We start from the raw sequence: 20,873 nt of genomic DNA, 5'->3' as shown, positions 1-20,873 counted from the left end.
TTTTATTTCTTTAGGTTTTTCCAATTAGTATTTTTAAGTAAAATCTCTAGTTTAAAAGAGTTTTTTAAAACTTTACCATTAGAATCCGTAATTAAATATTTTAGATTTTTATTACTTGGCTTAAAGTTTTTACAAATTTTATATAAAGCATTCTCAGCAGCATTTTTAAAAACACTAAAACTTACTTGTCTGCTAGAAATATTTAAACCATAATCTTTCCATGATCCTGCTGAGACCATTTTTGCATAGAGGTCTAAAATAACCTTAAGCTCATTTTTTTCAAAAAACTGTCTTTCCTCTATTTGATTGTGAGGGTTGTTAACAACTAATTTTAAGTTTCTATTCATCAAGTTTGTATTTATTAATCAATGATACCTGAAATGCTGTAAAGACAAGAGTTATTGGTAGCATTCCCCACACCTTAAAGTTAACCCAAAACTCTTCTGTTTGTGTTCTCCAGACGCACTCATTTAAAAACGCAAGGCAGAAGAAAAAATACATCCATCTTTTATTTAATAATTCCCAACCAATATCAGTTAGGGCAATTGATTTACCCATAATTTTTTTAAGAACAGGCTCATTGGTAAAATATTTTCCAAAAAATAAAGCAAGAGCAAATAAAATATTTATGATTGTTGGTTTTACATAAAGAAAAACTGGATCATTAAAATAAATTGTCAGACCACCAAAAAAAGTGATTAAAATACCGCTTAATAAAGGCATCATAGGTATTTTTTTTTCAAGTAACCAAACTACAACTAGCGCTATTAATGTTGCAACTATAAGTGGTGGAATTGCAACTGCTAGGTTTTTGTCATTATTGTAATAATAATAAAAAAATATAGCTAAAGGTCCAAAGTCTGTTGCAAATTTAAGAAATGATTTATTCACTTGACAGATATTAACATAATAAAAAAACATTTATATTTTTTTTATTGATTTTTATTTTTAAACCCCCATATTAATAGTAATGGCAATTCAAAAAGCAAAATTTTCAATAGGCGATATTGTAAAACATAGACACTTTGAGTTTAGGGGTGTAATTTATGATGTGGATTTCGAATTTAATAATTCTGAAGAGTGGTATCAATCCATTCCTAAAAATGTTCGTCCTAAAAAAGATCAGCCCTTTTATCACTTACTTGCTGAAAATGATGAAATTACCTATGAGGCCTACGTTTCTCAGCAAAACTTGTTGATGGACGATTCAGAAGACCCTATTAAACACCCTTTAATTGAAGAGATTTTTTCTGGTAGAAAAGGCTCTAGCTACTTCAAGCCCTCTAATTAATTCTTTTTTCTAACACAATTAGCTCAAATCTTAGACACAGATTGTAGTTATATTTAATTATGTTCTGATCAAGAGTGTTAAATAACGTTTTTATCATTATTGACTCCCTCTGCATTCTTGATCAGGATAACCTTCCATAATAAGAATTAAATTATCTTTTTTTAATATATAATTTAAAAATGTTTAAATCTTTTGAGCCTAATAAAATTTTTGCAATTACATCTAAGGCACCAAAATATGTTTTGTTTTTATTTATTGTTGTCTTAACAATTGGCTTAACTGAAGCGCTCGTTTTATCTCCGGAAGATTATAAACAAAGTGATGCAGTAAGAATTATGTATGTCCATGTACCGGCCGCATGGATATCTCTTGGAATATTTTCAAGTTTAGCTTTGCTGTCCATTGGAAGTTTTGTTTTTAAAAATAAAAATTTTGCTTTAATTGCTAAAAGTTTAGCACCTTCTGGATTTGTTTTTAATATTATTGCATTAGTTACAGGATCAATTTGGGGCAAACCTACTTGGGGTACCTGGTGGGCTTGGGATGCAAGAATAACCTCTATGCTAATTTTAGCTTTGTTTTATGGAATGTATTTATTAGCCTGGAGAATTTATGAAGATAAAGAGCAAGTAATAAAAATTACTTCCTTGATCACAATTTTAGGAGTGGTAAACGTCCCTATCATTAAATTTTCTGTAGACTGGTGGAACACACTTCATCAACCAGCTTCAATTGATATTTTATCAACCAACACAGCAATTCACATATCAATGCTAATCCCTTTGGGCATTATGACTGCGGCATTTGCCCTTTTTTCGCTACTCATTTTTTTGATGAAATATAATACTGAACTGATAAAAGTTAAAAATAAAGGATTAGATAGATTATGATAAATGAAATAATTTCAATGAATGGATATGGGGCTTATGTATGGTCAGCTTTTTCATTTACATTGATTAGTTTTACAACTTTATATTTTGTAACTAAATTACAACTTTCAAAAGAGCAAAAAAGATTTGCTTCAAAATTTGGTTCTCTAAATGTAGAGAAAGCTAGAGCTGCAAGATCACAAAATATTAATAGAGAAATATTATCCAATACTTCAAATATTTAACTAATAAACCATGTATGGTAAAAAAGTTAAATTACGGGTTTTATTTCTAACTTTAATTTTAGCTTCAGTAATTTTGGCAGTTTTTCTAATTTTACAGTCATTAAAAGAAAACGTTGTATATTTCCAGTCTCCATCCGAAATAAAGTCTTTAATAGAATTAAATAAAAAGAAGATAAGAGTAGGAGGGATGGTTAAAGAGCAATCTGTTTTTATCAATTCTAATGAAGTTAATTTTATTATTACTGATTTTAAAAATGAGATTAATGTTACTTATTCAGGAGCTGTTCCAAATTTATTTGCTGAAGGAAAAGGGGTGGTTGCTGAAGGTTTTTTAAAGGATAAAAATTATTTTTTAGCTACTAAAATTTTGGCAAAACATGACGAAAATTATATGCCCCCAGAAGTTAAAGAAGCTATAGGAGATAAATAAATTGCTAGCTAATCAGATAGGTTATTATTCTTTAATTTTAGGGTTACTGCTTTCAGTTTTGCTCTGTGGTGTTTCAATTAAAGACCTTAATAGTAACAATAAGCAAATTAACCCAAATGTATTATCTTTATCATTTCTGCAGTTGGTTTTCGTAATTGTAAGTTTCTTGAGTTTGATTTTGTCTTTTATAAACTCAGACTTTAGTAATGAGACAGTTTTTAATAATTCTCACACAACCAAACCATTATTTTATAAAATTTCAGGAACATGGGGAAATCATGAGGGAAGTTTATTGCTATGGTTATTGGTACTAACTTTATTTATTTTTCTATTTTTGATTAAATCAAAAGAACAACCTAAAAAATATAGAATTTTAACTTTATTATTTCAGCAAATAATAATTATTGGATTTTTCTTATTTGTATTGATGACATCCAATCCTTTTAATTATTTATTTCCAATTCCCAATGAAGGCCTTGGTCTTAATCCAATTTTACAAGATCCAGCTTTAGCGATCCATCCTCCAATTTTGTATTTAGGATATGTCGGCACTTCAATAATTTTTTCGTCATCACTTGCTGCCGTAACACAAAATTATATTTCGAAGGAATGGGGCCAACATATTAAAAAATGGGTTTTGATTTCCTGGATTTTTTTAACCATAGGAATTATGCTTGGATCAATTTGGGCGTATTATGAGCTAGGTTGGGGAGGTTTTTGGTTTTGGGATCCGGTTGAAAATGTTTCTTTAATGCCATGGCTAACATTAACGGCATTATTACACTGCATTTTGGTATTGGAGAGAAAGGCCACATTAACATCCTGGGTAGTTATATTATCTATTACAACATTTACACTAAGCATGTGTGGAACTTTCTTGGTAAGATCTGGAATATTAAATTCCGTACACACATTTGCAAATGATCCTACAAGAGGAATTTTTATATTAATTTTTTTATTTATTTTAATTACCTTATCTTTGGGAATATTTTTTTTCTTTCACAAAGAGAATAATAAGGACTCAAATAATTTTTTCTGGCTTAGTAGAGAAACTTCTATCTTAATAAATAATTGGTTTATGATGTATTTTTTATCAGTTGTTTTAATAGGGACAGTATATCCAATTTTTCTAGACGTAATATCTAGTGAAAAAATATCAGTAGGACCTCCTTTTTATCAAAAATTAATAGCCCCTTTTTTAATACCATTTCTTTTATTCATGTCTGTTGGACCAAGACTTAAATGGATCAAATCAAAAATTGAGAATAAAAAATCGCTAATTATTACCTTTATAATTTCAGTAATGTTAACATTTTTTATAGTTAAAAATTTGACAACTGACTTACTTTTTTACACTATTCTGATTTCAGCAGCTTTTTTTCTATTTTTTACAACTTTGAAAGAATTATTTATAAAAAAATTTAATAATATTTCTCAAACTGTAGCACATTTTGGTTTCAGCTTGTTAATATTAAGTATTTTGTTTAACAACATTTTATCGTCAGAAATTATAACTAACATAAAGATTGGTGAAAAATATAGTTATAAAAAAAGTGAAATTTTCTTTAAAAAGATAGAGGAAAGAAAAGAAAGTAATTTTAATTCCATCATTGCTTATTTTGAAATCAAAGATGAAAAAGGGAAAATTATTGAATTAAATCCTGAGATTAGAATTTATGATCAGCCTGTAATTATTACCAGTGAAGCAGATATAAAAACAACACTACTAGAAGATAAGTTTTTAGTAATGAATCTTGTAAAAGGTAATGAATATTTTAATATTAGATATCAAGTGAAACCATTTATGATTTGGATTTGGATTTCAATCTTGTTATTAAGCCTTGGTGGATCAATGAGTTTATTTCAAAAAAGATATGAAAAAAAAGTTTAGCTTATTTATTATAATTACAGTTTTAAGTTTTTGTTTTGTTATTTTTTACAAAGGATTGAATAATCCAAATATTTATGCGCCTAAAATTAAGGATAAAAAGAATATTCCTATTTTTGAAGCAAAAGATTTTAACTCAAGTGCTTATCTAAAATCAGAAAAAATTTTTGAAGAAGACGTTTTTTATATTGTAAATATTTGGGCCTCTTGGTGTGTCCCTTGTAGAATAGAACATCCTTTATTAATGGAATTGAGTAAAAATCAATCAGTTAAATTAATTGGGTTAAATTATAGAGACAACATTAATAACGCTAAAAAATTTATTAATGAATTTGGAAACCCATATTCTCAAATTATAGTTGATAATGAGGGAACTTTGAGTGTTGAGTTTGGAGCTTACGGTGTACCAGAAACTTTCATAATTGATAAAAATAAAAAAATTATAAGAAAATTTATAGGTCCAATTAACAAAGAAATAGTAGAAGAAATTAAATTGATTATTAAATGAAAATTTTAAAGATATTTATAATTTTATTTTTATCCATAGGTTTTTCACATCTTAAATCTGATGAAAAAAATGATGTATTGAAAAGTAAAATCTTAAAAAATATTCGTTGCTTAATTTGTCAAGGGCAATCTGTTTATGATTCAGAATCAGAATTTGCCTTTAGTATTAAACTAATTGTCGATAGAAAAATTGAAGAAGGATTAAAGGAAGAGCAAATATACCAATTTTTAAGAGAAAAGTATGGTGATTGGGTAATCTACAATCCACAATTAAACAAAAACACCTATGTTTTATGGTTATTACCATTGTTGTTATTTTTGTTTGGTGGTGCAATAATATATAAAAAAACAATAAGTAAAAATAACAAAATTTAAATGAAGCATTATAAATTAACATTCAAATTATTTTTTATCACTTTTTTTGCTCTATTTTCTTCGATAGTAAATTCTGAAGAAAATAATTCTAAATTCAATGTTTATTCAGGAATGTTTGATTTTAGTGATGCTGGAAAAAAATCAACATTGATTGGTTTTCAACATCAAAATGAAGATTTAAATAGAGATACATTTTTAGGAAATTTTTCCCCAATAACGGGTGCTTTAGTTACGGCAGATTCTGCAGCATATGTTTATACAGGTGTACAAGCACAATATAAATTGGGTAAAATTAATTTTATCCCGAGTTTTACTCCGGGACTTTATAGTAAAGGTAACGGAAAAGATCTTGGACATGTAATAGAATTTAAAAGTGAGCTTCAAATTTCTCTAGATATTTTTAGTAACAGCCAACTTGGTTTTTCTTATAACCACCTTTCCAATGCTAGCTTAGGAACCAAGAATCCTGGGGCAAATAGCTACATGTTTAATTTTTTTAAATCATTTTAAATTAAACATAGTGAATTTAAAAAACTGTTATAACTTTAGTGACTTTAAAAAATTAGCAAAAAAAAGATTACCTTCTCCAATTTTTCACTACATAGACGGTGGAGCAGATGATGAGTCAACATTAAGAAGAAATACAGAATCTTTCAATGATTGTGATTTAATTCCTAATGTTCTTGCTAGCGTAGGAAAACCAGATTTATCAACAACTATCTTTGGAAAAAAAATTGATATGCCAATTTTTCTTTCACCGACTGCAATGCAAAGACTTTATCATCATGAAGGAGATAAAGCATCTGCAAGAGCTGCTGAAAAATTTGGAACCTTTTATAGCATGTCTACTATGGCTAATAATACAATTGAAGAAATTTCAGCCGTTTCAAATGGCCCAAAATTATTTCAACTTTATGTTCATAAAGATCAATCAATAACAGATGATCTAATCGATAGATGTAGAGTTTCTGGCTTTAATGGTATGTGTTTAACAGTTGATACATTGGTTGCTGGAAATAGAGAAAAAGATCATAGAACTGGATTTACCACACCTCCAAAACTTACCCTTCAAAGTTTAATGAGTTTTGCTATGAGACCTGAATGGGTATTTAATTATTTTACTCATAAAAAATTTGAATTATCTAATGTTAAAAATAAAACAGATAAAGGAACCAATATTTCTAAATCAGTTATTGAATATATTAATGAGCAATACGATCCAGCCATGAACTGGAAAGACGCAGAATATTGTGTAAAAAAATGGAATGGTCCATTTGCTCTTAAGGGAGTGATGTCAGTTGAAGATGCAAAAAGAGCAATAGATATTGGATGCACTGCAATTATGATCTCAAATCATGGAGGTAGACAATTAGATGGATCAAGATCACCCTTTGATCAAGTGAATGCAATTAGAGAGGCTGTCGGAGATAAGTTAGAAATTATTTTAGATGGTGGTGTGAGAAGAGGAACTCATGTCTTAAAAGCTTTAGCAGCAGGTGCAACAGCATGTAGTTTTGGAAAAATGTTTTTATTTGCATTGAGCGCTGGGGGCCAACCAGGTGTTGAACGTCTATTACAAAATATGCATGATGAAATTAATAGAAACATGGTATTGATGGGCTGTAAGACTTTAAAGGAGCTGGATGTGTCAAAAATAATCTATAGAAAATAATTTTTATTTATATAAATTAATTATAAAAGAAATAAATTAAATTAAAAAATATTAACAGTATAATTATTAATGAAATTAGCTAAAAATTTAGAAAGGTTGGGAACTGAATCAGCATTTAGTGTTTTAGCTGAGGCAAAAAAATTAGAAGCTCAAGGCAAACCAATGATCCACCTGGGTCTTGGCCAACCTGATTTTAAAACTCCACAACATGTAGTAGATGCTGCGAAGAAAGCTTTAGATGATGGTCATCATGGATATGTTATGTCCAACGGTATTTTAGAATGTAGACAAGCTGTAACCAGAAAAATTAAAAAACTTTATAATAAAGATATTAATCCAGAAAGAGTTTTGATAATGCCAGGTGGAAAGCCAACAATGTATTATGCAATACAATGTTTTGGTGAGCCAGGTGCAGAAATTATACACCCAACACCAGCATTTCCAATTTATGAGTCTATGATTAATTATACAGGCTCAACAGCTGTGCCTTATGATTTAACTGAAGATAAAGATCTAAAGTTTAATGCTGAAAAGATTTTATCGTTAATTACCGACAAAACTAGATTGTTAATTTTAATTAATCCTAACAATCCAACGGGAAGTTTTGTAGAAAAAGCAGAGATAGATATATTAGCAGAAGGACTTAAAAAGCATCCACACGTAGTAATCCTTAGTGACGAAATTTACAGTAGACAAATTTATGATGGAAAGGAAATGCCAACATTTTTTAACTACCCTGATCTTCAAGATAGATTAATAGTTTTAGATGGTTGGAGTAAAGCTTATTCCATGACAGGCTGGAGAATGGGTTGGAGTGTATGGCCTGAAGAATTAATACCTCATGTAAATAAATTAATTATCAATAGTGTTTCATGTGTTAATGCACCCTCACAGTTTGCAGGAATTGCCGCACTAGATGGGCCAGATGATGCTATTCATGAAATGATGAAAGAATTTGATATTAGAAGAAAATTAATTCACGAAGGCCTTAATAGTTTACCAGGTATTGAATGCAGCCTTCCAGAGGGAGCATTTTATGTTTTCCCGAAAGTGATAGGAACTGGGATGAATGGTTCAGAATTTGCAAAAAAATGTATGTATGAAGCAGGAGTAGCAATAGTCCCAGGAACAGCTTTTGGTAAAACTTCTACGGATTATGTAAGATTTAGTTACGCAGCCTCTCAGGACAACATATCTAACGCATTGGAAAATATTAAAAAAATGCTAGGTTAAGACTAATGAGTGAATTAGTTTTACCAAAGATTAATAAAGAAACGATTTCTAAAAAAGAATATATTTTTAAGAATCTTGCAAAAATAATAAATCCAGAAAATGTTTTAAGTCACGCGGATGAGATTAAGCCGTATGAAACTGATGCGCTGGCAGCTTACACACAAACACCGTTAGCAGTTGTGATGCCAGAAAATACAGGAGAAGTAAGCAATATCTTAAAATTTTGTCATAAAGAAAATATAAAAGTTGTGCCAAGAGGAGCAGGTACAGGTCTTTCAGGTGGAGCATTACCATTAAACGATGCAATTCTATTAAGCCTTGGAAAATTTAATAAAATTATAGAAATCGATTTTGAAAACAAATGTGTGGTTACTCAACCTGGTGTGACAAATTTAGGAATAACTCATGCTGTACAACATAAAAACTTTTATTATGCGCCTGACCCATCTAGCCAACTTGCTTGTTCGATAGGAGGTAATGTTGCTGAAAATTCTGGTGGTGTTCATTCATTAAAATATGGAACAACTACTAATAATATTTTAGGTGTTGAAATGGTTATGATGGACGGAACTATCTGTAAAATAGGTGGAAAAACTCTTGATCAAGAGGGATACGATCTAATGGGATTAATATGTGGTTCAGAAGGATTACTAGGAGTAATTACTGAAGTGACAGTTAAAATTTTAAAAAACCCACAAATAGTTAAAGCAGCATTAATAGGCTTTCCAACAATCGAAGAAGGTGGGAATGCAACTTCAGAAATTATCGCTAGTGGAATTGTTCCAGCAGGCATGGAGATCATGGATAAAGTTTTAATAGAAGCAACAGATAATTTTAGTAAAGCAGGCTATCCAAGAGATGCTGAACTTTTATTAATTGTTGAATTAGATGGAACAGAATCTGAAGTAGATGAATTATTAAAGCAAGTTAGTAGCATTTGTAAAAAAAATAATTGCTCAAGTTTAAAATTAAGCAAAAATGAAAAAGAAAGACTTTCATTTTGGGCAGGTAGAAAAGCAGCATTCCCAGCATGTGGAGCTATGGCGCCAGACTATTATTGCATGGATGGTTCTATTCCAAGAGGAAAACTGACAGAAGCTTTACTAGAAATAAAAAGACTATCTGAAAAGTATGAATTACCAGTAGCAAATTGTTTTCATGCTGGTGATGGAAATTTACACCCACTAATAATGTTTGATGGAAGTGATAAAGAACAACTAAGAAAAACAGAAGAATTTGGTGCTGAAATTTTAAAGGCCTGTGTCAGACTAGGAGGAGTTATTACTGGAGAGCATGGTGTGGGAATAGAAAAAAGAGAACTAATGTGTGAAATGTTTAATAATGATGATATTCAACAACAACTAGATATCAAATCATCACTAGATGAAAAAAATTTATTAAATCCAGGAAAAGTTTATCCAATATTGAGAAAATGTGCAGAGGAAGGAAGGGTACATGTCCACAGAAATGAAGAAAAATTCCCAGATCTTCCAAGATTCTAATAATACTTATTATCCTGAAGATGAACTACAAGTTTCAAGTGTAGTTAAAGAGCTCTATAAAAAAAACCAACCAACAGAATTAGTAGGCACAAGTTCAAAAAGTTTTATTGGTAATAAAATTCAGTCAGCAAAAAAATTATCTCTTTCTAAGCTATCGGGAATAATAGAATATTTACCTGAAGAGCTTTATATTAAAGTTAAAGCAAATACTCCATTAGAGCTGGTTGAAAAAGAATTAGAAAAAAATAATCAAGAGCTAGCCTTTGAGCCTATTGATTTTGGATTTATTGAATCTGGAAAATCAAACAAAGGAACTATAGCAGGTCACTTATCTTGTAATTTTGCTGGCTCTAGAAGGTTTAAAGTGGGCAGTATAAGAGATCACATTTTAGGCTTTAGAGGCGTGAATGGTAAAGGTGATATAATTAAATCAGGTGGAACAGTCGTAAAAAATGTTACAGGTTATGATTTGTCAAAACTTGTTACAGGATCTTTTGGAACCCTAGTTGCATTAACTGAAATTACATTAAAAGTTTTACCTAAAAAAAAATCATCTAATACAATTATAATTAATACTGGTGATAAAAAATTAGTTAATGAATTATTTGAAAAAATTTCAAGTTCTAGCAGCGAAGTTTCAGGAGCAGTTTATATTCCTGAGGAGCCAAAAGATGAAAGTTATGATCATAACAAAGAAATGGTTTTTAAATTTAATGATTTAGAAAATAAAGGCTCATTTGTAGCATTAAGAATAGATGGAGATAAAATATCAATAGATGAAAAAATAAAAGCTTTAACTGATGAATTAGAACTTAATAAATTAAGTACAACTATTTTAGATGTTCATCAATCAACCCCATTTTGGATAAAAATAAATAACCTTGAGTTATTTACACAAACAAAAAATAACTTATTGAGGGTAGTAATACCTCCTTCAGAAGGCAAAAAGCTAATGCAATATCTGGGTAATAAGTATAAATATTATATTGATTGGTGTGGTTCATTATACTGGATAGAAGTTCAGTCTAAGAAGAACACTAAGGTGGGGGAGATTAAAAATTTAATTAAAGAACTTGGTGGGTATTTAACAGTTATAAAGACATCAAATGAGTACGATTATGAAGAGACGATCTTTACCGTAGATGATACAAGACTTTTAATATCAGAAAAAATTAAAAAAAGTTTTGACCCTAAAAGAATTTTTAATCCTGGAAAGATGTATAGAGGAATTTAATGCAAACTAATTTTACAGAAAAACAATTACAAGATGACGACAACGCATCTACTGAAAAAATATTTAAAAAATGTGTTCATTGTGGCTTTTGTAATGCTACTTGTCCTACTTATCAAATATTTGGTGATGAATTAGATGGACCAAGAGGTAGAATTTATTTAATCAAAGACATGTTGGAAAATCAAAAGAAACCAACAGCAAAGACAGTAAAACATATAGATAGATGCTTATCTTGCTATAGTTGCATGACCACTTGCCCCTCTGGCGTAAACTACATGCACATTATTGATCATGGCAAGAAATACATTGAAAAAAATTATGAAAGATCTTTTTTCGATAGAACAATTAGGAGTTTTTTATCAGTAGTATTACCAAATACAGGATATTTTAGACTGGCTAGCTATATGGTAAAATTAGCAAAACCCCTTCAATTTCTAATGCCATTAAAAATAAAAGACATGATGAATTTAATGCCTACAAGTTTTCCTAAAAAAACTTTAAAACAAAAAGAAATTTATTCTGTGACTGGCCAAAAGAAGATTGCAAGAGTTGCACTTTTAACCGGATGTGTTCAAAAAGAAATCTCTCCTCAAATAAATGAGTCAACTATTCGTCTTTTAAACAGACATGGTGTTGAAGTAATTGTGCCTAAAAAAATAAGGTGTTGTGGATCTTTAAATCATCATTTAGGCAAAGAAGATGATGCACATCAAGATTTTAGAAACAATATTAATACTTGGTACGATGAACATCAAAAAGGTAATTTAGATGCAATTTTATCTAACACATCTGGCTGTGGCACTACAATGAAAGACTATGGATTTATCTTTAAAGATGATGAACAAATGAAAAAAAAAGCCAAGGTAATATCTGAATTAACAAAAGATGTTTCAGAATATTTAAGTGAAAGTATAAAATTAAATTTTAAACCAAAAGATAAGAAATATAAAATTGCCTACCACTCAGCTTGTTCGATGCAGCATGGACAAAAAGTGCACGACCAACCCATGTCGTTATTAAACAAAACAGAAAATGAAATCATGGAAATTCCAGAGGGACATATTTGTTGTGGATCAGCTGGTACATATAATATTTTACAAACTGAAATAGCCAAAGAATTACTGAAGAAAAAAGTAAATAATATTGAGGGTTTAAATCCAGATTTTATTTCAACAGGAAACATAGGATGTATTACTCAAATATCTAATGGAACAAAAACACCAATTTTACATACTATAGAAGTATTAGATTGGTATACTGGTGGACCAAAACCAAAAATATTACAAAGAAATTAACTATGAAAAAGATTATAATTACGAGAAGACTTCTAAAAGAATCTGAAGAAAAAGCTTCGAAAACATTTGATGCAAAACTTAATGGTAATGACGAATTATATTCTCAATCAAAACTTATTGAATTAAGCGAAGGTTATGATGCAATCCTAACGTCTTTAACAGATAAGATGGATGAAGAAACAATAAATAAATTACCAAGCAGTATTAAAGTTATTTCAAATTTTGCAGTTGGTTTTGGAAATATAGATTTAGAAGCAGCTAAAAAAAGAGGAATTGCAGTAACTAACACACCTGAAGTTTTATCAGATGCTACAGCTGAGATTGGAATTTTATTAATACTTGGTGCTTGCAGAAGAGTTCCAGAAGGAACTCAAAATGCAAAAGAAAGTAATTGGAAATGGTCTGCTGATTTTTTGATAGGAAAACAGTTAACTGGTTCAAGACTTGGGATTTTAGGAATGGGAAGAATAGGGCAAAAAATTGCTAAAATTGCTAAAGCATTAGGTATGATTATTCATTATCACAACAGATCTAAATTAAGTGAAGGAAAAGAACAAGGTGCTATCTATCATGACAGTATTAAAGGTCTTTTTGAAGTTTCAGATGTGTTGTCAATCTGTTGCCCAGCAACCAAAGAAACGGAAAACTTAATTAATAAAGAGACATTAGAATACTTTCCGACAGGCGCGGTTATTACAAATGTAGCTCGTGGAGATATTGTCGATGATGAAGCTTTAATTGATGCACTAAATAGAAGAAAAATTTATGCAGCAGGGTTAGATGTTTACAAAGGTGAACCAAATTTAAATCCTGGTTATCTTAAAACAAAAAGTGCTTTTATTTTACCTCATCTTGGAAGCTCCACCAAACACACCAGAACAGCAATGGCTAATTTAGCAATAGATAATATTGATGAGTTTCTAAAAACTGGAAATTGTAAAAATAAAGTAAATTAGTTTTACTAATATATTTTAATTAATGCATAAGGTTATTTTACCAAAACATAAAGCAATCACAATTTTTTTAGTATTTGCTTTAGGTTATTATATTTCTAATTTATTAAGATCAATTACAGCAACAATTTCTCCAGAACTTGTATCTGAATTTAATCTTTCAGCAGGAGACTTGGGTTTATTGGGAGGAGGATATTTTTTAGGTTTTGCCTCTGTTCAAATCCCATTAGGTTATCTTTTGGATAGTAAGGGACCAAAAAAAATAGTTTCATATTTTTTACTTATAGCAATATTGGGAATGGTTTCTTTTGCTCTATCAAAAAATTTTACAATACTTCTACTATCAAGAATTTTAATTGGTGTGGGTGTTGGCGCTTGTTTAATGGGCCCCCTAACTGCTTATAGAATTTGGTTTCAAGATGAAACACAACAAAGAGCTAATTCATGGATGTTAATGACTGGCGCAATAGGAATGCTTTCATCAAGTCTTCCAGTTCAATTTTTTTTACCAATTATAGGATGGAGAGCAATATTTGGAGTATTAGCCTTATTGACTTTGCTAACTATTTTTTTAATTATCTATTTTATTCCAAATTGGGATCAAAAAGAAAATAGAAAAAATTCAGAGGATAAAGGGTCACTAAAAGAGATTTGGCAAAATAACTTTTTTAAAAGCTTGGTACCAATGGGCTTTTTTAACTATGGAGGCTTATTTGCAATTCAAACTCTTTGGGCAGGACCTTGGATGATTAAAGTTTCTGGATACACAGCTGAAGAAAGTGCGAATGGTCTTTTCATAATCTATCTTTCACTCTTGTTATCTTTCTTATGTTGGGGATATTTTGTACCAAAGATTTCTAAAAGTGTTTCTGATGCCATAAGATTATTAAAATTTGGGGCACCATTAAATTTGTTAGTTTTAACCTATATAATTTATTTGGGTCCTAAAGCAGGCGCATTTCACTTGGCATTTTTTGCAGTAAGCTCTGTATTTTTGTCTTTAACTCAGCCAGCTGTAGGAATGGCTTTTTCACTTTCTAACGCTGGTAAGGCCCTTACTTCCTTTAATTTATTATTGTTTATAGGAGCATTTGCATTGCAATGGATCATTGGAATTATAATTGATTCTTCAGTTAGTTTAGGTTTTTCGGAAGTTATAGCCTTTAAGGCTGGAATGATGTTTATATTAATAACATCTTTTTTCTCTTATCTATTTTTTTTAGTAAAAAATTTTAAAAACTAATCTTTTATATATGCTTATAAATAGCTGTTCTTGAAACGCCTAATTTTCGAGATAGATCAATAAAAACCCATATTGTAAAAAAAAACATATATTTTACAGTGCTTCTTTCCCGTATTATTTTATTTGAAATTTTTATAGTATTATCTATGAAGCGTAAAAACTTAAATAATTCAATAATACATTTACTTTGATCAAAAAATGTATTTAAAAACCCTAAACTCAGAAAGCCTGAGCAGAGAAAAAAGAATAGTTAAGAGATTAAATTTACAAAAACTTCCTTTTAAAATAGGCGTAAATGACTTTTGTAGCATGTACATAGACATGATGCAGGAACTTAGACAAAGTTTTAAGTATCAAAATGATAAACCTGGTATGACATGGTGTCTATCAACAATAAAAAAATTTAAAGTTTTTTTATTAATATTTGAAGCAAACGAAATTGGAAATGAAATTTATAAAGAAAGTTTATCCAATAAATTACCCGAATATTCTTACAAAACAATTGCTCAAATTGTTGATGAAGGGTTAGAAAAAGGATTTTTCATAAAATTACCTCCACGTATTAGAGAAAAACATGATTTAAAAATAAGAAACATTAGACCCTCAGAAGATATTACTGTTGAATTTATAAACTGGAATATAGATATTGTCACTTCGTTAGAACATTTTGCAAGACAATATAGATAATTATTTTTTATTAAAAGATAGATAATTATTTTTTATTAAAAGGTCAGTTTCTAAACTGACCCAATAACATTTTAAAGGGTCTTTATTAATATTAATTAAGTGTTATTTACTAAAAAAAGTTGACATTAAAAACTTGAATTATTTACAGTAATTTTTTACCTATAATATTAAAAAAATAATCTTTGGATAAACCAATAAAAGCCAATAAATGCAATAATTATTGAAATCGGTTTAGTAACTCTATTTTGGTACCATGATTTTTTTTGGAATAATAGTGCAATTAAAATATATGACAAAATAATTACACTGATTTGACCAAGCTCAACTCCAACATTAAAAGAAATTAAACTTGAAATAAATAGGTTTGTTGAAATTCCAATTTCATTTAAAACTCCCGCAAAACCCAAACCATGAAGTAGACCAAAAATAAAAATTATATAGGGTCTTGTTCTTCTTATACTTTCAGTAAACAAATTTTCAATTGCTATAAAGCAAATAGATAGAGCAATGATTGGTTCAATAATAATTGCTGGAATTGTTATTATTTTTAGTGCACCCAAGAACAAAGTAATTGTGTGAGCTAAAGTAAAAATTGAAACTTGTAAAACTAAAGGCCTCAGTTTTGGAGATAAAAGAAATAGCGCTAGTACAAATAAAATGTGATCCAAACCTTTTGGTATAATGTGCTTAAATCCTAGCACGGTATATTCTTTAACATTTTGAAAAAGTCCCACCTCTATTTTATTCTTTATACTAAACCATTTAGATTGTTTACCCTCCTCAATCAATTCAGTATAGAGAGGTTTATTATGAATTGAATTAATACGTAAAATAATTGATCCTAAATTTTTATCCCAATAAAATTTAAATCGTTCTTCTTTAATATTTTGAATATCAAAAGTAACAATAGTGTCTCTAATTATGTCAGTATTACCCACTTCTGGTATGACTACGCTTATCAAGGTTAAGTTTAAATTTGAAATATTGGATGTTAAATTAATTTTATTACCAAAATTTTTGATCTTAGAGTTAAATTGATTTAGTAAAATTACTGGTTTCATCCTCCTTAAATCCTTATATTCTTCAGATTTTTGAGAATCCTCTGTATTAGAATGTTTTGTTTCTATGCCTGCAATAATAGCTTCTAAATTTAATTGAATTGATAGATTTGCGTTTGTGATATTATCTTCCTCATAAATATTAAGATTTGCAATTGCTGGACGTAGTTCGTGAGCATAAGATGATTTAATAAAGAATAGTATGAATATAAATATCTTAAAAAACATTAATTTATTAAAGCAGATTTTATTTCTTTTTGTAATCATATTTTTGGTAATTTTTTTAAAAATTAAAGTATATGCTCATGAGCTATGGCTTGAACCAATTAATTTTAATTTTAATAACAAGGAATTATTTAAAACTAATATTAATATTGGTCAAAATTTTATGGGTTCTCCTTTTGGGTTTTATAGCCCAAATAAAAAAAATCTATATTTAGAAAATAGAAATAAAGTAACACAAATATCACAGAGGGATGGAGATTTTCCAGCAATTCAAATGTTAATTTCAGAGCAAGGATTTCATGTTTTAAACTATGAAACTAATAATGAATTCTTAAAGTATGACTCTGTTGAAAAGTTCGAAGATTTTGTAAAAGAACAGGGCCTTCAAAGCACTATAGATAAGCTTGATAGAAATAAAATTCCTACAGAAAATTATAGAAGGTTTGCAAAAGTATTAATTACTGATGGAAATAAAGGTTTTTTTATTCAAAAATCAAAATTAGATTTTGAAATTATTGCCTTGAGCACACCTTACAAACTTAAGAATAGTTTTTTTGAATTTCAACTTTTTGAAAAAAATAAGCCATTAGGAAACTGGCAAATTACTATTTTTAGTAAAGATGAAAATAATACTTATAAAGAAAAGATCAAAACCAATTCAAATGGAGTAGGAAAAATAAAAACTATTGAAAATAGAACTTATTTATTAAGTGCTGTTAAGCTAAATAAAGCAAATTATTTCCAAAAACTTAAATTCAAATCAGATTGGTTCAGTCTATGGGCAAGCCTAGTTATAAAAAAATAAAATACTTATATACACTTTTTGGTTGTGTACATTTTTGTCCTTAGCTAAATTTTTAGATGTAAAGTAGGTCTATTTGGCACAACTTAGGGTTAAGTATTCCGTAGACAGCCACATCTAACTATGGGTAATATAAGTATAGTTAATTAACTAATATAATAAGGGAGAGAAATAATGATTAAAGATAAAAAATCTTTGAAGGCTACAACACCTTCAAGACGTAAGTTCTTTAAAGCGGCAGCAGTCACAGGTGCAGCAGCAGCAACAGCTGTAGCAATGCCTAATATTGCAACTGCAGGATCTCACGCTACTGTATTAAAGATGCAAGCTGCTTGGCCGTCAGGCGCAAACATCTTTTTTGAAATGGCGCAAGACTACTGTAACATGGTTAGTGACATGTCTGGTGGATCACTTAAGATTGATCTTCAACCTGTTAACTCAATCGTTAAAACTTCAGAAATTGGAGCAGCGGTAAGTGATGGAATAGTTGATATGGGTCACTGGGTGACAGCATATTGGTATGGTAAAAACGCTGCAGCTTCACTTTTTGGAACTGGTCCTTCATACGGAATGTCATCTCAAGAAGTTATGGGATGGATGGAACGTGGTGGTGGAAGAAAACTATATGAAGAAGCAGTAGCTAGTGTTGGATATAACTACACTGGATTCTTTCATATGCCTATGCCAGCACAACCTTTCGGTTGGTTCAAAAAGAATGTAACTAAAGTATCTGATGTTAAAGGTATGAAGTATAGAACAGTTGGTCTAGCGACTAACGTTTTAACTGCTATGGGAATGGTCGTAAGACAATTACCAGGTGGTGAGATCCAACCAGCAATGAAAACTGGTTTGATTGATGCTGCAGAGTTTAACAACCCAACATCAGACTCACAGTTTGGAATGCAAGATGTCTCTAAACACTATCACTTAGGAAGTTTCCACCAATCTCAAGAGATGTTTGAAATTCCTATGAACACAAAGAGACTAAAAAGCCTTTCACCTGCTCATCAAGCTATCTTAAAAAACGCTGCTTATGCTGCGAATACAGATAACTACTTCAAAGCACTTGTTAGATATTCTGACAGTTTAGCTATGTTGATGAACGAGCATAAGGTTAATGTTTACCAAACGTCTGATGCTATTTTAGCTGAGCAGTTAAAAGGTTGGGATAAAATTGTTGGAGAGTTCTCTGCAAAAGATGCATTCTTCAAGAAGGTTATCGATTCTCAAAAAGCATATGCTAAGAAAGTAATGAAGTACTTGCTGATGAATCAGCCTAATTACAAACTAGCTTATGAAAATGAGTTTGGTCCAATTGGAAAAGTTAAAATCTAATTAGCTTTTAAATAATTTAAAAGAGGGGAGTTTAGGCTCCCCTTTTTTTATAGTACAGTTTTTAAAAAATTAGGGTATTCTATTTAAATCATGATGAGAGCCTACATAAAATTTGCTGACACATTAAGCACTTCAATAGGGAAGGCTTTTTCTTGGTGTATTGTCATTTTAATGGGTGGAACTTGTTACGAAGTAACAATGGCATATATATTTAACAAACCAACACTTTGGAATTTTGACTTTAGCATGCAAATGTATGGTGCAATACTGATGATGTCAGGTGCTTATTGTTTGGCAACAGAATCTCATGTTAGAGGAGATGTGATTTACAGATTATTCAAACCAAAAACACAAGGTTGGATTGATTTAATACTTTATTTTATTTTCTTTTTTCCTGGCGTAATAGCTTTAGCATTTTATGGATTTGAATATGCGGCACTTGCTTGGAAGATAAAAGAAACTAGCTGGAGTAGCCCAGCACAGATTAATATTTATATGGCAAAATCTTTGATACCAGCAGCAGGAGTATTCTTAACCATACAAGGAGTTGCTGAAGTATTTAGATCAATCATTTGTATTCAAACGGGACATTGGCCTGCAAGAATGGTTGTTGCAGAAGAAACAGAACAAATTTTAATGAGAACAGCTCAGGACGGGGATCAAAAAGATGTTATTTAGTTTAACAAATCCGGAAGTAGCTATCTTCATGATGGGGATATTTTTATTTGCAGTACTATTAGGTTTTCCAATTGCATTTACTCTAATGGCAATGGGAATAGGCTTTGGATATTACGCTTATTATGATCCTGTTTTAATGGATCATATTTTTGATAATAGAATATTTTCATTATTTGTAAAAAATACCTACACAGTTATGGATAATAATGTCCTCACTGCAGTCCCCCTCTTTTTATTTATGGGGTATTTAGTTGAAAGAGCTGGAATTGTATCAAAATTATTTTTTGCCATAAGACTTGCAGCTCATAGATTGCCAGCTTCAATGGCAGTAGCTGCATTAATAACTTGTACTTTATTTTCTACAGCAACTGGAATTATTGGTGCTGTTGTAACTTTAATGGGCTTACTTGCTTGGCCCGCAATGGTTAAAGCAGGATATGATAAAAAATTTGCATCAGGAGTAATTTGTGCTGGGGGATGTCTGGGTATTTTAATACCACCAAGTATTATGTTAATTGTATATTCAGTGATCGCACAATTATCACCTTTAAGATTATTTGCTGCAGCAATTTTCCCAGGACTTTTACTTGCAAGTTTATATATAGCTTATGTTGTAATCAGAGCTTGGATAAATCCATCAATTGCACCCAAGCCAGATGCAGCGGACATTCCACCAAGAGCAGAGATTTTAAAGGAAGTATTAGTTTCTTTTGTCCCTCTTTTTGGGTTAATAATGTTAGTACTTGGAACAATTTTAGCAGGCATAGCTACGCCAGCTGAGGCTGCAGCAGCAGGAGCATTTGGAGCAATACTCTTATCCTGGTTTTACAAAACTCTTAAGTGGCAAAGTTTTAAAGAATCTGTTTTTCTAACAGCAAAAACTACAGCAATGATTATGTGGTTATTTATTGGTTCATGGACTTTCTCTTCAGTCTTTTCTTATTTAGGTGGTCATGAAATTTTTGAGCATTTTTTCAAATCAATAGAAATAACAACTTGGCAATTCTTAATTATTACACAAATAATAATTTTTCTTTTAGGATGGCCGTTAGAATGGACTGAAATCTTAATTATATTTGTACCAATATTTTTACCGTTACTTGAGGTATTTGATGTTAATCCATATTTCTTTGCAATGTTGATTGCTCTTAATTTACAAACATCTTTTTTGACACCACCCATGGCCATGTCTGCCTATTATTTAAAAGGTGTACAAAAAAACAATGTTGAGCTGATGGAAATATTTGCAGGAATTATGCCATTCTTGGCCATAGTAATATTTGCAATGTTCCTTATGTATATGTTTCCAGGTATTGCTTTGTGGCTACCAGAAACATTATTTGCAAACTAG

At 30.1% G+C, this 20,873-nt stretch carries 23 protein-coding genes; 20 read left to right on the top strand and 3 right to left on the bottom strand.

Translation table 11 applies throughout. From position 1 onward, the window contains the following. Positions 1 to 2 precede the first annotated feature (2 nt). Together ABXT65_RS06615 and ABXT65_RS06610 are read right to left on the bottom strand one after the other, a co-directional pair. Positions 3 to 347: a DUF2794 domain-containing protein gene (locus ABXT65_RS06615; RefSeq protein ID WP_415323264.1), complete on the bottom strand. Its 345-nt coding sequence runs from the start codon at positions 345 to 347 to the stop codon at positions 3 to 5. Next, entirely contained in the window at positions 340 to 891 is a 552-nt protein-coding gene (locus ABXT65_RS06610) for a septation protein A (RefSeq protein ID WP_415323262.1), read from the bottom strand. Before ABXT65_RS06610 ends, ABXT65_RS06615 begins: the two co-directional genes overlap by 8 nt. Before the next feature lie 79 nt (positions 892 to 970). Here ABXT65_RS06610 and hspQ point away from each other — a divergent pair, with 79 nt between their 5' ends. The 16 genes from hspQ (at position 971) to ABXT65_RS06530 (ending at position 15,424) form a co-directional block, all read left to right on the top strand. Next, positions 971 to 1,291, top strand: a complete 321-nt coding sequence (gene hspQ / locus ABXT65_RS06605; protein WP_415323261.1) for a heat shock protein HspQ — start codon at positions 971 to 973, stop codon at positions 1,289 to 1,291. Between the two features lie 179 nt (positions 1,292 to 1,470). Beyond that, positions 1,471 to 2,181, top strand: a complete 711-nt coding sequence (gene ccmC, locus ABXT65_RS06600; RefSeq protein ID WP_415323259.1) for a heme ABC transporter permease CcmC — start codon at positions 1,471 to 1,473, stop codon at positions 2,179 to 2,181. Then, the gene (locus ABXT65_RS06595) at positions 2,178 to 2,405 is read left to right on the top strand and encodes a hypothetical protein (RefSeq protein WP_415323257.1); all 228 of its coding nucleotides are present in this window, start codon (positions 2,178 to 2,180) and stop codon (positions 2,403 to 2,405) included. The genes ccmC and ABXT65_RS06595 overlap by 4 nt, the downstream gene beginning before the upstream one ends. A 10-nt stretch (positions 2,406 to 2,415) precedes the next feature. After that, entirely contained in the window at positions 2,416 to 2,835 is a 420-nt protein-coding gene (gene ccmE / locus ABXT65_RS06590; protein ID WP_415323255.1) for a cytochrome c maturation protein CcmE, read from the top strand. Position 2,836: 1 nt separating this feature from the next. Then, positions 2,837 to 4,726: a heme lyase CcmF/NrfE family subunit gene (locus ABXT65_RS06585; RefSeq protein WP_415323253.1), complete on the top strand. Its 1,890-nt coding sequence runs from the start codon at positions 2,837 to 2,839 to the stop codon at positions 4,724 to 4,726. Continuing rightward, on the top strand, positions 4,710 to 5,231 hold the full coding sequence (locus ABXT65_RS06580; RefSeq protein ID WP_415323251.1) for a DsbE family thiol:disulfide interchange protein: 522 nt from the start codon (positions 4,710 to 4,712) through the stop codon (positions 5,229 to 5,231). Before ABXT65_RS06585 ends, ABXT65_RS06580 begins: the two co-directional genes overlap by 17 nt. Then, positions 5,228 to 5,605 carry a cytochrome c-type biogenesis protein CcmH gene (locus tag ABXT65_RS06575; protein WP_415323249.1) on the top strand — a complete coding sequence of 126 codons (378 nt, stop codon included), beginning with the start codon at positions 5,228 to 5,230 and terminating at the stop codon, positions 5,603 to 5,605. Before ABXT65_RS06580 ends, ABXT65_RS06575 begins: the two co-directional genes overlap by 4 nt. Continuing rightward, the gene (locus ABXT65_RS06570) at positions 5,606 to 6,115 is read left to right on the top strand and encodes an acyloxyacyl hydrolase (RefSeq protein WP_415323248.1); all 510 of its coding nucleotides are present in this window, start codon (positions 5,606 to 5,608) and stop codon (positions 6,113 to 6,115) included. A 10-nt stretch (positions 6,116 to 6,125) separates the two neighbouring features. Continuing rightward, positions 6,126 to 7,277, top strand: coding sequence for an alpha-hydroxy acid oxidase (locus tag ABXT65_RS06565; RefSeq protein ID WP_415323246.1), 1,152 nt, complete (start codon positions 6,126 to 6,128; stop codon positions 7,275 to 7,277). A gap of 69 nt (positions 7,278 to 7,346) precedes the next feature. Beyond that, positions 7,347 to 8,510, top strand: coding sequence for a pyridoxal phosphate-dependent aminotransferase (locus tag ABXT65_RS06560; RefSeq protein WP_415323244.1), 1,164 nt, complete (start codon positions 7,347 to 7,349; stop codon positions 8,508 to 8,510). Between the two features lie 5 nt (positions 8,511 to 8,515). Then, the gene (locus ABXT65_RS06555) at positions 8,516 to 10,012 is read left to right on the top strand and encodes an FAD-linked oxidase C-terminal domain-containing protein (protein WP_415323242.1); all 1,497 of its coding nucleotides are present in this window, start codon (positions 8,516 to 8,518) and stop codon (positions 10,010 to 10,012) included. Then, on the top strand, positions 9,978 to 11,246 hold the full coding sequence (locus tag ABXT65_RS06550) for an FAD-binding protein (RefSeq protein WP_415323241.1): 1,269 nt from the start codon (positions 9,978 to 9,980) through the stop codon (positions 11,244 to 11,246). The genes ABXT65_RS06555 and ABXT65_RS06550 overlap by 35 nt, the downstream gene beginning before the upstream one ends. Further along, positions 11,246 to 12,541 (top strand): glycolate oxidase subunit GlcF, encoded by a 1,296-nt coding sequence (gene glcF, locus ABXT65_RS06545; protein ID WP_415323240.1) that lies wholly within the window; start codon positions 11,246 to 11,248, stop codon positions 12,539 to 12,541. The genes ABXT65_RS06550 and glcF overlap by 1 nt, the downstream gene beginning before the upstream one ends. Positions 12,542 to 12,543: 2 nt before the next feature. After that, positions 12,544 to 13,497 (top strand): 2-hydroxyacid dehydrogenase, encoded by a 954-nt coding sequence (locus ABXT65_RS06540; RefSeq protein ID WP_415323238.1) that lies wholly within the window; start codon positions 12,544 to 12,546, stop codon positions 13,495 to 13,497. A gap of 22 nt (positions 13,498 to 13,519) precedes the next feature. Then, positions 13,520 to 14,737, top strand: coding sequence for an MFS transporter (locus ABXT65_RS06535; RefSeq protein WP_415323236.1), 1,218 nt, complete (start codon positions 13,520 to 13,522; stop codon positions 14,735 to 14,737). A gap of 198 nt (positions 14,738 to 14,935) precedes the next feature. Further along, the gene (locus ABXT65_RS06530) at positions 14,936 to 15,424 is read left to right on the top strand and encodes a hypothetical protein (RefSeq protein WP_415323234.1); all 489 of its coding nucleotides are present in this window, start codon (positions 14,936 to 14,938) and stop codon (positions 15,422 to 15,424) included. 167 nt (positions 15,425 to 15,591) lie between these two features. Here the strand turns inward: ABXT65_RS06530 and ABXT65_RS06525 are convergent, their stop codons facing one another. Further along, the gene (locus ABXT65_RS06525) at positions 15,592 to 16,710 is read right to left on the bottom strand and encodes a HupE/UreJ family protein (RefSeq protein ID WP_415323232.1); all 1,119 of its coding nucleotides are present in this window, start codon (positions 16,708 to 16,710) and stop codon (positions 15,592 to 15,594) included. On the opposite strand from ABXT65_RS06525, the gene ABXT65_RS06520 reads away from it, so the two are divergent. The 4 genes from ABXT65_RS06520 (at position 16,685) to ABXT65_RS06505 (ending at position 20,873) form a co-directional block, all read left to right on the top strand. Next, positions 16,685 to 17,512, top strand: a complete 828-nt coding sequence (locus ABXT65_RS06520) for a DUF4198 domain-containing protein (RefSeq protein ID WP_415323230.1) — start codon at positions 16,685 to 16,687, stop codon at positions 17,510 to 17,512. The genes ABXT65_RS06525 and ABXT65_RS06520 overlap by 26 nt on opposite strands. 171 nt (positions 17,513 to 17,683) lie before the next feature. Further along, positions 17,684 to 18,844: a TRAP transporter substrate-binding protein gene (locus tag ABXT65_RS06515; protein ID WP_415294915.1), complete on the top strand. Its 1,161-nt coding sequence runs from the start codon at positions 17,684 to 17,686 to the stop codon at positions 18,842 to 18,844. A 93-nt stretch (positions 18,845 to 18,937) separates the two neighbouring features. After that, on the top strand, positions 18,938 to 19,522 hold the full coding sequence (locus ABXT65_RS06510) for a TRAP transporter small permease subunit (RefSeq protein ID WP_415324214.1): 585 nt from the start codon (positions 18,938 to 18,940) through the stop codon (positions 19,520 to 19,522). After that, positions 19,512 to 20,873 (top strand): TRAP transporter large permease, encoded by a 1,362-nt coding sequence (locus ABXT65_RS06505; protein WP_415294914.1) that lies wholly within the window; start codon positions 19,512 to 19,514, stop codon positions 20,871 to 20,873. Before ABXT65_RS06510 ends, ABXT65_RS06505 begins: the two co-directional genes overlap by 11 nt.

Source organism: Candidatus Pelagibacter sp. Uisw_127, assembly GCF_047722515.1.
Taxonomy (GTDB): domain Bacteria; phylum Pseudomonadota; class Alphaproteobacteria; order Pelagibacterales; family Pelagibacteraceae; genus Pelagibacter.
Note: the sequence above shows the minus strand (reverse complement) of the source record. Positions and strands in the feature narration are given on the sequence as shown.